This is a genomic window from Streptomyces sp. Root1310, from assembly GCF_001426425.1.
GTDB lineage: Bacteria > Actinomycetota > Actinomycetes > Streptomycetales > Streptomycetaceae > Streptomyces.
Map to the genome: position 1 here is coordinate 231,691 of NZ_LMEQ01000033.1, position 14,133 is coordinate 245,823.

General features: G+C 69.1%; 13 protein-coding genes. 8 read left to right on the forward strand and 5 right to left on the reverse strand.

All coding sequences use genetic code 11. The annotated features are described in order from the left end of the window. Window positions 1–261 precede the first annotated feature (261 nt). The 5 genes from ASD48_RS37235 to dnaA form a co-directional block, all read right to left on the reverse strand. A complete protein-coding gene (locus tag ASD48_RS37235; protein WP_057606301.1) occupies window positions 262–795 on the reverse strand; it encodes a DciA family protein in 534 nt (177 codons plus the stop codon). Next, the gene (gene recF, locus ASD48_RS37240) at window positions 792–1,913 is read right to left on the reverse strand and encodes a DNA replication/repair protein RecF (RefSeq protein WP_057606302.1); all 1,122 of its coding nucleotides are present in this window, start codon (window positions 1,911–1,913) and stop codon (window positions 792–794) included. The genes ASD48_RS37235 and recF overlap by 4 nt, the downstream gene beginning before the upstream one ends. Before the next feature lie 52 nt (window positions 1,914–1,965). After that, complete coding sequence (gene gnd / locus ASD48_RS37245; protein ID WP_057606303.1) at window positions 1,966–2,841, reverse strand: phosphogluconate dehydrogenase (NAD(+)-dependent, decarboxylating); 876 nt, start codon at window positions 2,839–2,841, stop codon at window positions 1,966–1,968. A 201-nt stretch (window positions 2,842–3,042) separates the two neighbouring features. After that, window positions 3,043–4,173 (reverse strand): DNA polymerase III subunit beta, encoded by a 1,131-nt coding sequence (gene dnaN / locus ASD48_RS37250; protein ID WP_054242113.1) that lies wholly within the window; start codon window positions 4,171–4,173, stop codon window positions 3,043–3,045. A 1,439-nt stretch (window positions 4,174–5,612) separates the two neighbouring features. Next, window positions 5,613–7,643 carry a chromosomal replication initiator protein DnaA gene (dnaA, locus tag ASD48_RS37255; RefSeq protein WP_079074215.1) on the reverse strand — a complete coding sequence of 677 codons (2,031 nt, stop codon included), beginning with the start codon at window positions 7,641–7,643 and terminating at the stop codon, window positions 5,613–5,615. A 377-nt stretch (window positions 7,644–8,020) separates the two neighbouring features. On the opposite strand from dnaA, the gene rpmH reads away from it, so the two are divergent. The 8 genes from rpmH to ASD48_RS37290 all read left to right on the forward strand — a co-directional run bounded on the left by rpmH (window position 8,021) and on the right by ASD48_RS37290 (window position 13,981). Continuing rightward, on the forward strand, window positions 8,021–8,158 hold the full coding sequence (rpmH, locus tag ASD48_RS37260; RefSeq protein WP_020130646.1) for a 50S ribosomal protein L34: 138 nt from the start codon (window positions 8,021–8,023) through the stop codon (window positions 8,156–8,158). 21 nt (window positions 8,159–8,179) lie between these two features. Next, window positions 8,180–8,551: a ribonuclease P protein component gene (gene rnpA, locus ASD48_RS42910; RefSeq protein WP_079074216.1), complete on the forward strand. Its 372-nt coding sequence runs from the start codon at window positions 8,180–8,182 to the stop codon at window positions 8,549–8,551. After that, window positions 8,548–8,907, forward strand: a complete 360-nt coding sequence (gene yidD / locus ASD48_RS42915; RefSeq protein ID WP_078615782.1) for a membrane protein insertion efficiency factor YidD — start codon at window positions 8,548–8,550, stop codon at window positions 8,905–8,907. Before rnpA ends, yidD begins: the two co-directional genes overlap by 4 nt. A gap of 3 nt (window positions 8,908–8,910) precedes the next feature. Further along, complete coding sequence (gene yidC / locus ASD48_RS37270) at window positions 8,911–10,197, forward strand: membrane protein insertase YidC (protein WP_057606306.1); 1,287 nt, start codon at window positions 8,911–8,913, stop codon at window positions 10,195–10,197. 15 nt (window positions 10,198–10,212) lie between these two features. After that, a complete protein-coding gene (locus ASD48_RS37275) occupies window positions 10,213–10,725 on the forward strand; it encodes a R3H domain-containing nucleic acid-binding protein (protein ID WP_020130649.1) in 513 nt (170 codons plus the stop codon). 118 nt (window positions 10,726–10,843) lie between these two features. Further along, complete coding sequence (gene rsmG / locus ASD48_RS37280) at window positions 10,844–11,560, forward strand: 16S rRNA (guanine(527)-N(7))-methyltransferase RsmG (RefSeq protein ID WP_028806977.1); 717 nt, start codon at window positions 10,844–10,846, stop codon at window positions 11,558–11,560. 250 nt (window positions 11,561–11,810) lie between these two features. Continuing rightward, window positions 11,811–12,884 carry an AAA family ATPase gene (locus ASD48_RS37285; protein WP_078615788.1) on the forward strand — a complete coding sequence of 358 codons (1,074 nt, stop codon included), beginning with the start codon at window positions 11,811–11,813 and terminating at the stop codon, window positions 12,882–12,884. Then, window positions 12,881–13,981: a ParB/RepB/Spo0J family partition protein gene (locus tag ASD48_RS37290; protein ID WP_057606307.1), complete on the forward strand. Its 1,101-nt coding sequence runs from the start codon at window positions 12,881–12,883 to the stop codon at window positions 13,979–13,981. Before ASD48_RS37285 ends, ASD48_RS37290 begins: the two co-directional genes overlap by 4 nt. Window positions 13,982–14,133: the final 152 nt, after the last annotated feature.

A 14,133-nucleotide genomic window follows, 5' to 3' on the forward strand; every position in this document is an offset into this window, starting at 1 on the left:
CTTCCAGTCTACCGGTAGCACTGACACTGATGGGGGTTTGCCGGTACCTGAGTCCGCATGTGCCGCCCTCAACCGGTCTCTTCCGGGTCCCGATATACGGAAGGGGGCTCCAAGAGGCTCACGGAGGCACTCAGCGCTTCCGGGTGTCAACCCTTGGCTACTTGGGAGTCACGTCCGAATTCGCACCCGCACGCGGGCACACGGAACGAAGGCCGGGCGGTCCTCACGGGACCCTCCCGGCTTGGAAAAGCGTGACGCACGTCACCCGTAGGTATCGCCGGGACCGGTGCTCCCAGGGGCCCTGAGGGGGCCGTAGCGGCGGGCGGGGCCGTTGGGACCGAGCACCTTGATCTGCCGCACCGTCCCGTGGCCCAGGTCCTCGTTGAGGCGCGCGACCAGAGTCGGCGCGAGCAGCCGCAGGTTCGTCGCCCAGGCCGTCGAGTCACAGCGCACGATCAGCGCCCGCTCGTCCTCGTCGTACTTCTCCGGCACACAGTGCTTCGCCACGTCCTCGCCGACGATCTGCGGCCACCGGCCCATCACACCGCCCACCGCCGCCGGCGCCTCCCACCCGCGCTCGTTGAGCAGCCGGTTGATCGCCGCGCCCAGCGCCATGGGGTCGCGGCCGTCCGCGCGCGCGCCGGAGCGCAGGCCGCCACCGCGCCGTGCCTGCTTCTTCTGCTGAGCCGCGTCCCCCCGCGCGCGTGCCTGCTCGCGGGCCGCCCTGAGCGCCACCCGCGCGAGGTCGACGCCGGACGGCTCGGGGGCCCGCTTCGCGGGCTCGTCGGCGGTCATACGCGCTCCACCGTCCCCTCGGCCACGGCGTACCTGGCCCCCGCGAGCACATGCGGTACGTCGTCGTCGACCGCCGCCGTCACCAGCACCTGCTCACCGGGCGCCACCAGCTCGGCCAGCCGTTCCCGCCGACGGGCGTCCAGCTCGGCGAAGACGTCGTCCAGGACCAGCACCGGTTCGTTGCCCTCGGCCCGCAGCAGGTCGTACGAGGCCAGCCGCAGCGCCAGCGCGTACGACCAGGACTCGCCGTGGGAGGCGTACCCCTTGGCGGGCAGCTGGCCGAGCTTGAGAACCACGTCGTCCCGATGCGGGCCCACGAGCGTCACGCCCCGCTCGATCTCCTGCTTGCGCACGTCCGCGAGCGCGGCCATCAGCTGCCCGTAGAGGTCCTCACGCGTGTGTGCCTCACCGGGCGCGGACGGCTTGTACTCCAGGGCCACCGGACCGCCGCCGGGCGCCAGTTGCTCGTATGCCTTGTCGGCGAGCGGCTGGATCGCGGCGACCAGGTCGAGGCGCTGGGCGAGCAGCTCGGCGCCCACGCGCGCGAGGTGCTGGTCCCACACGTCGAGGGTCGACAGGTCCATGGAGCGGCCGCCGTGCCGTCGGGCGAGCGCGGCCGACTTCAGGAGCGTGTTGCGCTGCTTGAGCACCCGCTCGTAGTCCGAGCGCACGCCCGCCATCCGCGGGGAACGCGCGGTGATCAGCTCGTCGAGGAAGCGGCGCCGCTCACCGGGATCGCCCTTGATCAGCGCGAGATCCTCGGGCGCGAACAGCACGGTCCGTACGATGCCCAGCACATCACGGGGCCTGACCTGCGAGGACCTGTTGATGCGGGCACGGTTGGCCTTGCCCGGGTTCAGCTCCAGCTCGACCAGCTGCTGCCGCTCGCCCTGTCTGATCTGCGCCCGGATGATCGCGCGGTCGGCGCCCATGCGGACCAGGGGCGCGTCCGAGGCGACCCGGTGGCTGCCGAGGGTGGCGAGGTAGCCGACGGCCTCGACGAGGTTCGTCTTGCCCTGCCCGTTGGGGCCGACGAACGAGGTGACGCCCGAGTCGAGCGGAACCTCGACCCGGGCGTACGAGCGGAAGTCGGCCAGCGACAGATGCGTGACGTGCATGGTCGTTCGCCGACCTCCCCCAGGGTTGTGGATCGCGGGGCGACCCTGTGGACTACTTCTTCTCGACCGCGTGGCCGCCGAACTGGTTGCGCAGCGCCGCGATCATCTTCATCTGCGGCGAGTCCTCCTGGCGGGAGGCGAACCGCGCGAACAGCGAGGCCGTGATGGCGGGCAGCGGCACGGCGTTGTCGATGGCGGCCTCGACCGTCCAGCGGCCCTCGCCGGAGTCCTGCGCGAAGCCGCGCAGCTTGTCGAGGTGCTCGTCCTCGTCCAGGGCGTTGACGGCCAGGTCGAGCAGCCAGGACCGGATGACCGTGCCCTCCTGCCAGGAGCGGAAGACCTCGCGCACGTCCGTGACGGAGTCGACCTTCTCCAGCAGCTCCCAGCCCTCGGCGTAGGCCTGCATCATGGCGTACTCGATGCCGTTGTGGACCATCTTCGCGAAGTGCCCGGCGCCGACCTTGCCGGCGTGCACCGCGCCGAAGTCGCCCTCGGGCTTGAGCGCGTCGAAGACGGGCTGCACCTTGGCCACGTGCTCCGCGTCGCCGCCGTACATCAGCGCGTAGCCGTTCTCCAGGCCCCAGACGCCGCCGGAGACGCCGCAGTCCACGAAGCCGATGCCCTTGGCGGCCAGTTCCCCGGCGTGCTTCTCGTCGTCCGTCCAGCGGGAGTTGCCGCCGTCCACGACGACGTCGCCCGGCTCCAGCAGCTCGGCGAGCTCGTCGACGGTCGACTGGGTGGCGGCGCCTGCCGGGACCATCACCCAGACCACGCGCGGGCCCTTGAGCTTGCCCACAAGCTCTTCGAGGCTGTGGACATCGGCGAGGTCCGGGTTGCGGTCGTATCCGACGACGGTGTGGCCCGCGCGGCGGATCCGCTCGCGCATGTTGCCGCCCATCTTGCCGAGGCCGACGAGACCGAGCTCCATCAGTTGTTCCTTAAGTCGCTGTGTGGCGTGTGGGGCGCATTCGCACCCATGTCCGAGCCTAAACCCGGACGGTCACGCACACCTGTGGGCATACGCGCTCAGACGTACGACCCCACCTGGGGATTCGCCGATGGCTTCTCCCCAGGGACCGCCCCGGTCGTCCACCGCCTGTGGACGACCGGTCGGATCACGGCACCGGCGTCAGCCGCTGAGACGCACCGGCATGATCAGGTACTTGTAGGCCTCGTCCGCCTCCGCGTCCAGCGCCGGCTTGCCACTGAGCAGCGCGGGCTTCGTGGACGTCGTGAAGGACAGCTGGGCGACCGGGGAGTCGATGGCGCTCAGGCCGTCCAGCAGGAAGGTCGGGTTGAAGGCGATCGAGATGTCGTCGCCCTCGAGCTGGGCGTCGACCCGCTCCACAGCCTGTGCGTCGTCGCTGGAGCCGGCCTCCAGGATGAGCACGCCCTGCTCGAAGCTGAGCCGCACCGGGGTGTTGCGCTCGGCGACCAGAGCCACACGCTTGACGGCCTCCACGAAGGGGGCGGTCTCGATCACGGCGACGGAGTTGAACTCGGTCGGGAACAGCGTGCGGTACTTCGGGAGGTCGCCCTCCAGGAGACGGGTCGTCGTACGCCGTCCCGCGCCCTCGAAACCGATCAGGCCCTCGCCCGCGCCGGATCCGGACAGCGCCAGGATGACGCTGTCGCCGCTCGTGAGCGCCTTGGCGGTGTCCAGGAGCGTCTTGGCGGGCACCAGGGCGACCGCGGAGGCGTCCGGGTTCTCCGGCTTCCACAGGAACTCGCGGACCGCGAAGCGGTAGCGGTCGGTGGAGGCCAGCGTGACCGTGTCGCCCTCGATCTCGATGCGCACACCGGTGAGGACCGGCAGCGTGTCGTCACGGCCGGCGGCGATGGCGACCTGGGCGGCCGCGGAGGCGAAGACCTCGCCGGGCACCGTGCCCGTCGCGTTCGGCATCTGCGGCAGGGACGGGTACTCCTCCACAGGCAGTGTGTGGAGGGTGAAGCGGGAGGAACCGCAGACCACCGTCGCCCGTACACCGTCTGTGGAGATCTCCACCGGGCGGTTGGGCAGGGCACGGCAGATGTCCGCGAGCAGGCGGCCCGAGACGAGGACCGTGCCCTCCTCCTCGACCTCGGTGTCCACGGAGACCCGCGCGGAGACCTCGTAGTCGAAGCTGGACAGGCTCAGCTGGCCGTCCTCCGCCTTCAGCAGCAGGCCGGCGAGGACAGGCGCCGGCGGACGGGCCGGGAGGCTGCGTGCCGCCCAGGCCACGGCCTCCGCGAGTACGTCGCGTTCCACCCGGATCTTCACTCTTGCCGCCTCCTGCTGTTGCCGGCGCTTCTCGCCCTGCCTGGCCTTCGTCGTCTGTCTCGGTGTGGTCGGCCCCGGCGAGGGGCAGGACCAACGGGGACCAGTCTGACGCACCGCACTGACAGTCGGTGCCCCTCGGGGTCAAGTCGTGACGAGGGGCAGTCGGGCACCGAGGAGCGAGTTGTGCACAGGACCCCCTTCTAAACGGTTTTCTCGCTCTCTCTAGTTGGGAGTAGTAGTAGGGGCTGTGGAAACGGTGGATAACCCTGTTTTCGCAGCTCAGGGGCGGTTTTTTATCCACCGGGCCTGTGGGCGGAGGCGGTGGACAACCGGGGCCTTCTGTGGAGAACAGAAAGTTCTGCACACGCCGTGCACAGGCTGAGGCGAGTTCTCCCCAGCGGCGTCCCCAGGTTTACCCACCTTTCCCACAGGGCAACCCGGCACCTTCGTGTGACGCCTTTCACTCGACTCGGTGAGGAGGCGCGTCGCGTTGCCGAACAGTGGACAGACATGTGGAGAAGCCCGAGATCGCTGGGGACAACGGGCCGCAGCCTGTGGGTTGCCGGTGGACAACTTCGTGCACAGCCTGTGGATCATTTTTTTGTCCACAGCCTGTGGAGATCCTTCGTCCACGAATCCACAGGCAGGTGACCTGGTCCGATGGTCTCGCACCTGCGGTGCCTGTGGACACAGTCTGGACAACTTCCCAGTCCCCAGGGTGTGGACGGGAGAAAGTCACCGAATCTGTGGAGAGAGGCCGTAACCCGGCCGCTAATCGAACAACGGGCGAGCGGTGGACGACCGTTGGCGGGCGGTGCCGGGCCCGGTTCGGATGCCGGATCGGCCCGGGAGCGGCCTCGGGCAGGGCCGGGAGCGGCCTCGGGGCGGCCTCGGACCGGACCGGGATCTGCCTCGGGGCGGCCTCGGAGCGCCCGCGGATCGGCCGGGGCTGGCCAGGGAGCGGCTCGGGAGCGGCCTAGGCCGGCTTGGGATGGGCTCGGCATGAGCTCGGGACGACCTCAGGATCAAGCGCGGATCGGGCCCGCGTCCGACCTGTGCCGGGCCCCGGATCAAGCCCGGTAGCGATCTCCGGCCGACGCCCGCGTCCGCCCCGCCCCGCGTTCCACCCGCCCCGCCCCGCCCTGCCCCGCGTCCGCCCCGTCCGCGTTCGCCCAGCCCCGCGTCGGCCAGAGGCGCGGGTGGGGCCGCTGTCGCCCGGCTTCCGTCTCACGTCCGGCCGTCCGCCTCACGTCCGGCCGTGCCCGCCCCATCTCGCGACGCCCCGGCCGTGTCCGCCCCGGGCCGCCCCGGCCGTGTCCACCCCGGGCCGGGCCCCGCCGTGCCCCGCCGGGCCACCCGCGCCCGGCACGACGGAGGGCGCCCCCGGATCTCCTCCGGGGGCGCCCTCCGTGACGTCTGCGAGGCGTTCCGCGATGCCGTCAGCCGTTCTTGATGCGGTTGGTCAGTTCCGTCACCTGGTTGTAGATGGAGCGCCGCTCGGCCATCAGATTGCGGATCTTGCGGTCCGCGTGCATGACCGTCGTGTGGTCACGGCCGCCGAACAGCGCGCCGATCTTCGGCAGCGAAAGGTCCGTCAGCTCGCGGCACAGGTACATGGCGATCTGCCGGGCCGTCACCAGCGCGCGCCCGCGCGAGGTGCCGCACAGGTCCTCGACCGTCAGCCCGAAGTAGTCGGCGGTGGCGCCCATGATGGCCGTCGAGGTGATCTCGGGGGCGGAGTCCTCGCCACCGGGGATCAGGTCCTTCAGGACGATCTCCGTCAGGCCCAGGTCCACCGGCTGCCGGTTGAGCGACGCGAACGCCGTCACCCGGATCAGCGCGCCCTCCAGCTCGCGGATGTTGCGCGAGATCCGGGACGCGATGAACTCGAGCACCTCCGGCGGTGCGTTCAGCTGCTCCTGGACCGCCTTCTTGCGCAGGATCGCGATCCGCGTCTCCAGCTCGGGCGGCTGCACATCGGTGATCAGGCCCCACTCGAAACGGTTCCGCAGCCGGTCCTCCAGCGTCACCAGCTGCTTCGGCGGCCGGTCGCTGGACAGGACGATCTGCTTGTTGGCGTTGTGGAGCGTGTTGAAGGTGTGGAAGAACTCCTCCTGCGTCGACTCCTTGTCCGCGAGGAACTGGATGTCGTCGACGAGCAGGATGTCCATCTCGCGGTACCGCTTGCGGAAGCTGTCGCCCTTGCCGTCGCGGATGGAGTTGATGAACTCGTTGGTGAACTCCTCGGAGCTCACGTAGCGCACGCGCGTGCCGGGGTAGAGGCTCCGCGCGTAGTGCCCGATGGCGTGCAGCAGGTGCGTCTTGCCGAGGCCCGACTCCCCGTAGATGAACAGGGGGTTGTAGGCCTTCGCGGGTGCCTCGGCGACGGCGACGGCGGCCGCGTGCGCGAACCGGTTGGAGGCGCCGATGACGAAGGTGTCGAAGAGGTACTTCGGGTTCAGGCGCGCGGTCGGCTCTCCGGGGCCGGGCGTCGGCGAGGACTGCTTGGCCGACTGGCCCGGACCGCCGGCGCCGGGCTGACCGGGACCGGCCGGGCCGCCGCGGTGCGGATGACCGGGGCCGGCCGACGGGTCGGACAGCTCACGCCGGCCGGTGTCGCGCTGGTCGTAGTCGGAGCGCGACTGCTCGTACTCCGAGCGCTTCTGCCGGTACGGCGAGGGATCGTAGGGCGGCCGCTCCATCGACTGGGGACGGTAGTCCTGCGACGGCGCGCCGTAGGAGTCCTGCTGCGGCGGGGCGCCGTACGGGGCCTGGGACGCGGGACCGCCGTAGGTGTCCTGCGACGAGGGCGACGCGTAGGGGTCGCGCTCCGGGAAGCCGAGCCGCTGCTGCTGCCAGCTGTGCTCGTCCTGCTGCGGCCGAGGCCAGGCGCCGGGCTCCGGGCGCTGGTACTCCGACGGGTACGCGGGCCGCGCGGTGGGCATCTGGTCCGGGCGCGAGCCGGGCTGGTCGCCGGGCGTAGGGGGCATCTGTTCGGCGCGGTGCCGGCCGTAGCCCTCGTACTGGTTCTCGCGCTGGTTCTCGCGCGACGTGTCGTAGCCGGTGTCGTACCGGCCGTCCCCCTGGCCTTCGTACCGGCCGTCCTGACCGTCGTAGGGGCCGGCGGGGAGCTCGGCCTCCTCGTAGCGGGACTGCTGCTGCGAGGGAGGTGCCGGCTGCGCCGGGGGTTCGCCGACGGAATCGTCGACGGTGATCGCGATACGGATCGGCCGCCCGCACTCGCGGCTCAGCGTCTCGCTGACGATCGGGGCGAGGCGGCCTTCGAGGACGCCCTTCGCGAACTCGTTCGGTACCGCGAGCAGGGCGGTGTCGGCGACCAGCGCCAGCGGCTGGCAGCGCCGGATCCAGTGCTCGTCCTTCACCTCGACACCCTGGCCGCGGCCCTCCCCGAGGAGCTGCTCCAGTACTCGTGGCCACACTGCGGCAAGATCGGCAGGCACGTCAGCCACAGGGCACGCTCTCTCGTGGGTCCCACGAACGTGTGGTTGTGGGACGGTCGGGATTCATATCGGGCGGGGGCAGGGACAAAGGAACGAATCGGAGTTCAGCCACGGTAGTCAGGGCGACGGCTACGGTTCAAGTTGTTGTCCCCAGCCTGTGGATAGTGTCTCCCGTGACCGCCGGTTTGACCGAATGGCGCAGCCGCGCGTACCGTAACCAGGTCGAGTTGTCGATGGCTGCTGCCGCCTGCCTCCGATGGGCACAGATCACGTCAGGTGATCGGGAAGCGGTGCACTCGGGCGTTTAACCGCGAGCTACCTCGTGGGCGCACGGTGACAGCCAGGACGGCACCCCGCCACCACCGATTGATTTCTGGAGCCCCCGAGTGAGCAAGCGCACCTTCCAGCCGAACAACCGTCGTCGCGCCAAGACCCACGGCTTCCGCCTGCGGATGCGCACCCGTGCCGGTCGCGCGATTCTGGCGAACCGCCGCAGCAAGGGTCGCACCAACCTGTCCGCCTGAGCCTGATCAGGTCATGACGTCGTGCTGCCTACCGAGCATCGGCTGAGGCGGCGCGAGGAATTCGCGACCGCTGTACGACGAGGTCGTCGGGCAGGCCGCCCGACCCTCGTGGTCCATCTTCGAAGCGGTGCCACGGACCCGCACGCGCCTGGGGAGAGCGCTCCCCCGACGCGTGCGGGTTTCGTCGTGAGCAAGGCCGTGGGCGGCGCGGTCGTACGCAACAAGGTGAAGCGCAGACTGCGTCATCTGATGCGCGACCGGGTCACCCTGTTGCCCCCCGGTAGCCTGGTAGTCGTACGGGCGCTGCCCGGGGCGGGCGACGCCGACCACGCACAGCTGGCCCAAGACCTGGATGCCGCCCTTCAACGGCTACTGGGAGGGGGCGCGCGATGAAGTACCCGCTGCTGGCTCTGATCAAGCTCTACCAGTGGACGATCAGTCCACTGCTCGGGCCGGTGTGCAAGTACTACCCGTCGTGCTCCCACTACGGCTTCACGGCCATCGACCGGCACGGCGCGATCAAGGGAACGGCACTTACCGCCTGGCGGATCCTGCGGTGCAATCCGTGGTCGCTCGGTGGCGTGGACCATGTTCCGCCGCGTAAGCGCCCGCGGTGGCACGAAATGTTGCGTGACGCCTGGCGTGCACGCAGGGGCGGGACCTCCGCCGCCGAAACGGCCACCGAAGAGGGACTTCCTTCTCCTTCGAGCCCGGCCGCAGAGACACCGTCCCATGCCCAAGGAGCATGATTAGTGGACACGATTGCCAGCCTCTTCAGCTTCATCACGACACCTGTCTCCTGGGTCATCGTCCAGTTCCACAAGGTGTACGGGGCCATCTTCGGCCCTGACACCGGGTGGGCCTGGGGCCTGTCGATCGTGTCCCTGGTGATTCTGATCCGTATCTGCCTGATCCCGCTCTTCGTGAAGCAGATCAAGGCGACGCGGGCGATGCAGACGCTGCAGCCCGAGATGAAGAAGATCCAGGAGCGCTACAAGAACGACAAACAGCGTCAGTCCGAAGAGATGATGAAGCTGTACAAGGAGACGGGCACCAACCCGCTCTCCTCGTGCCTTCCCATCCTGGCGCAGTCCCCGTTCTTCTTCGCCCTGTACCACGTGCTCAACGGCATCGCCAACGGTGACACCATCGGCGTGATCAACGAGAGCCTTCTGGAGAGCGCGCAGAAGGCGCACATCTTCGGTGCCCCGTTGGCCGCGAAGTTCACGGACAGCGCCGCGGACCTGGTGCCGTTCGACGCCTCGCTGACCAACGTCCGCATCGTGACCGCGATCATGATCATCATGATGTCGGCGTCGCAGTTCTTCACGCAGCGCCAGCTGATGACGAAGAACGTCGACACCTCGGTGAAGACCCCGTTCATGCAGCAGCAGAAGATGCTGATGTACGTCTTCCCCGTCATGTTCGCCGTCTTCGGCATCAACTTCCCCGTCGGTGTCCTCGTCTACTGGCTGACCACCAACGTGTGGACCATGGGCCAGCAGATGTACGTGATCCGCAACAACCCGACCCCGGGTTCCAAGGCTCAGGCCGCGTACCTGGAGCGCCTGTACAAGCACGTCACGCACCACGGCAAGACCCGCAGCCGCGGCGAGCGGGCCATCGTCAAGGCCATCGTGGCCAAGGGCCGTGACCGCAACGACGCCGAGCGCAAGTTCATCAACGGTCTGACCAAGGTGGGCTTCGCCGCCCAGGCCGACGGCACCGTGATCAAGAGCGAGGCCCAGGCCGCGGCCCAGGCCGAGGACGGCACACCGACGAGCGCGGCCGCCGCCAAGCGGCAGCAGCCCAAGCGTCAGTCGAAGTCGCAGCGCCAGTCCACGGCCGCTGCGAAGGGTGCCGACGAGACCATCTCCCTGAGCAAGTCCGACGAGCCGGAGGACGCCAAGCCCTCCGGATCCGCCGGTACGGCCAAGCAGGCCGCTCCCAAGCCCGCCGGCAGCGGAGGCCGTAGCAAGGCCCAGTCCGGGCAGCGCAAGGGCGGCCCGCAGCGCCCCAAGTCCCCGTCCAAGAAGTAAGAAGGAGCCCATCCCGTGACGGAAGGCACCACCTCCGCCGCCGCCGAGGGTGCAGACACCCTGACCCGCCTGGAGCAAGAGGGCGAGATCGCGGCGGACTACCTCGAGGGTCTGCTGGACATCGCCGATCTCGACGGCGACATCGACATGGACGTCGAGGCCGACCGCGCCTCTGTGTCGATCATCAGCGACGCGGGCACCCGTGACCTGCTCAAGCTGGTCGGCCGGGACGGCGAGGTGTTGGAGGCGCTCCAGGAACTCACGCGCCTGGCCGTTCACCGGGAGACCGGCGACCGCAGCCGGCTGATGCTGGACATCGCGGGCTACCGTGCCCAGAAGCGTGCCGAGCTCTCCGAGCTGGGTGCCAAGGCCGCGGCGGACGCGAAGAACAGCGGTGAGCCGGTCAAGCTGAAGCCCATGACGCCCTTCGAGCGCAAGGTCGTCCACGACGCGGTCAAGGTCGCCGGCCTGCGCAGCGAGTCCGAGGGCGAGGAGCCGCAGCGCTTCGTCGTCGTCCTGCCCAACTGATTCGGTACGTACGTGTCTCCGGCCCCGTCTGTTGCGCAGACGGGGCCGAACTTTGTCAGCCCGGTAGTTCTGGTGGTAGGCGCTCGCAGCGCTGATGCGGTACGGAAGGACGGTCCCCGTGACGGAGGCAGCGGAACTCCCCCCTGCGCCTGAGGTGGCACGAGAGGTATTCGGCGATCGCTTCGGTGATGCGGTCCGGTACGCCGAGCTTCTGGCCGAGGCAGGCGTGCAGCGTGGGCTCATCGGCCCACGAGAGGTGCCCCGCCTCTGGGAGAGGCACATGTTGAACTGTGCGGTGCTCTCCGAGGTCGTGCCCGAGGGCGTGACCGTCTGCGACGTCGGTTCGGGTGCCGGACTGCCCGGCATTCCCCTGGCGCTCGTGCGGGAGGATCTGAAGATCACCCTGCTGGAGCCGCTCCTGCGACGGACCAACTTCCTCACCGAAGTTGTCGAACTTCTGGGCCTGGACCACGTGACGGTCGCGCGTGGTCGTGCCGAGGAGGTCATGGGCACGATGCCGCCGGTGCATGTGGTGACCGCCCGTGCGGTGGCGCCGCTGGACCGCCTGGCCACGTGGGGCATCCCGCTGCTGCGCCCCTACGGCGAGATGCTCGCTCTCAAGGGCGACACCGCCGAGGAGGAGCTGAAGAGCGCGTCCACCGCACTGAGCAAGCTGGGAGCCGTGGGCACCTCGATCCTGCATGTCGGTGAGGGCGTGGTGGACCCGCTGTCCACGGTGGTGCGGGTCGAGGTCGGGGAGAGCCCGGGCGGTGTGAGGTTCGCCGCCAAGCGGGCCAAGGCGGCCCGGACCAGTCGAACGCGCCGACGCCGCTGAGACGTACTCCACACAAGCAGCCAAAGCTACGCATCACGGAGTGTCGTGAGGGATCCGGCCACCGGGGCTGTGCATCGTGTTTCACGTGAAACGTCGCTCCCTGCTCCACGGCATCATCAGCCGCGGTCGCGCCGCAGCCGAACCCCGCGACCGCAAGCCTCTCGGTTCACTCGATGAGGGACGGGAGTTGTCCACAGAGGTGGATTTCTCCACAGAACACCAGGCCTCACTGGTTCACGACCCCGAAGCCATGGGAGGCTCTGTGCATTGCGAGCCTGAAGTCGAGGAGAGTGAATCCTTGCGGTCCGACGCCAACATCGCGGGACCGATGACCGATCCGGTCCCCGGTCCCCGTACCGAGTCTTTTGGGGAGGATGTTTCACGTGAAACACCGCCCCCGATGGACGACACCCCGATCGGTCGTGCTGCCCAACTCGCGGTGGAGGCTCTGGGCCGCGCCGGCGAGGGCCTGCCACGTCCTGAGCAGACCCGTGTGATCGTCGTCGCCAACCAGAAGGGCGGGGTGGGCAAGACGACGACGACCGTCAACCTTGCCGCTTCCCTGGCCCTGCATGGTGGCCGAGTCCTGGTGGTCGACCTCGACCCCCAGGGCAACGCGTCCACCGCCCTGGGAATCGACCACCACGCCGAGGTTCCGTCCATCTACGACGTGTTGGTCGACAGTCGCCCGCTCGCGGAAGTCGTCCAGCCCGTTCCCGATGTAGAAGGCCTCTTCTGCGCTCCCGCCACGATCGATCTCGCCGGCGCGGAGATCGAGTTGGTGTCCCTGGTGGCACGTGAGAGCCGCCTCCAGCGAGCGATCCAGGCTTACGAGCAGCCGCTGGACTACATCCTCATCGACTGCCCGCCGTCGCTCGGCCTGCTGACGGTCAACGCGATGGTGGCCGGCGCCGAGGTCCTCATCCCGATCCAGTGCGAGTACTACGCGCTGGAAGGTCTGGGGCAGTTGCTGCGCAACGTCGACCTGGTGCGGGGACACCTCAATCCCACCCTGCATGTGTCGACCATTCTGCTCACCATGTACGACGGCCGGACGCGTCTCGCGTCGCAGGTCGCGGAGGAGGTGCGCACCCACTTCGTGGAGGAGGTGCTGCGGACGAGCATTCCCCGCTCGGTCCGTATCTCCGAGGCGCCGAGCTACGGCCAGACGGTGCTGACCTACGATCCGGGATCGAGTGGTGCTCTCTCCTACCTTGAGGCAGCACGAGAGCTGGCGCTGCGGGGTGTCGGCGTCAGCTACGACGCGACACACGCCCATATCGGCGCCCAGAACAACGCGAACATGGTGGAGGGCATTCAGTGAGTGAGCGACGGAGGGGGCTGGGCCGCGGTCTTGGTGCGCTGATCCCTGCTGCCCCGACGGAGAAGACACCGGCGCAGGCCGCGGTGGGCAGCGGAGGATCCATGTCCCCCGCAGCCATGCCGGTTCTGACGACCGACCGTGGGGTGGCAGCGGCGAAGGTGGCCGCGCTGCTGCCTGTTTCACGTGAAACGGAGGAGCTGTCGGCGAACGGCTCCGTGGAGACACCCGCGCCGCCCGTCGGCGCCCACTTCGCCGAAATTCCCCTCGACCACATCGCGCCGAACCCGCGGCAGCCCCGTGAGGTCTTCGACGAGGACGCGCTGCACGAGCTCATCACCTCCATCAAGGAGGTCGGCCTGCTCCAGCCGGTCGTCGTGCGCCAGCTGGGCCCCGCCCGCTATGAGCTGATCATGGGCGAGCGGCGTTTCCGGGCCTGCCGCGAAGCCGGCCTGGAGGCGATCCCGGCGATCGTGCGTGCCACGGATGACGAGAAGCTTCTCCTGGACGCCCTTCTGGAGAACCTTCACCGGGCCCAGCTGAACCCGCTGGAAGAGGCAGCCGCCTACGACCAGCTGCTGAAGGACTTCAACTGCACGCACGACCAGCTGGCGGACCGCATCGGTCGATCCCGCCCGCAGGTCTCCAACACGCTGCGCCTGTTGAAGCTCTCGCCGGCGGTTCAGCGCCGGGTCGCGGCAGGAGTGCTCTCCGCCGGTCACGCCCGGGCTCTTCTCTCGGTCGATGACTCGGAGGAGCAGGACCGGCTGGCCCACCGCATCGTGGCCGAGGGACTTTCGGTGCGGGCCGTCGAGGAGATCGTGACCCTCATGGGTTCGCGTCCGCAGACGGCTCAGCGTGCCAAGGGACCGAGGGCCGGCGGCCGGGTCTCCCCGGCACTGACCGACCTGGCGACCCGGCTCTCGGACCGCTTCGAAACCCGGGTGAAAGTCGACCTCGGGCAGAAGAAGGGCAAGATCACTGTCGAGTTCGCCTCCATGGAGGACCTGGAGCGCATCCTCGACTCGCTCGCGCCCGGCGAGGGTCCTGTCCTGCAGAAGGGCCTGGTGGACGGCGACGCCGAGGAGTCGGAAGACTGAGCCGCGGCTTGGCCGAGCGCCTGTCGGCCATGGAGCCTGTGAGCGAGCCGTGTCCGGTGTGTACCGGAACACGGCTCGCTCTTTGCTTTCAGGCGGTATCGATGGAATCGCATCGTGGATACGATGCGATGGGGTTGTGGCGCATCCACCTG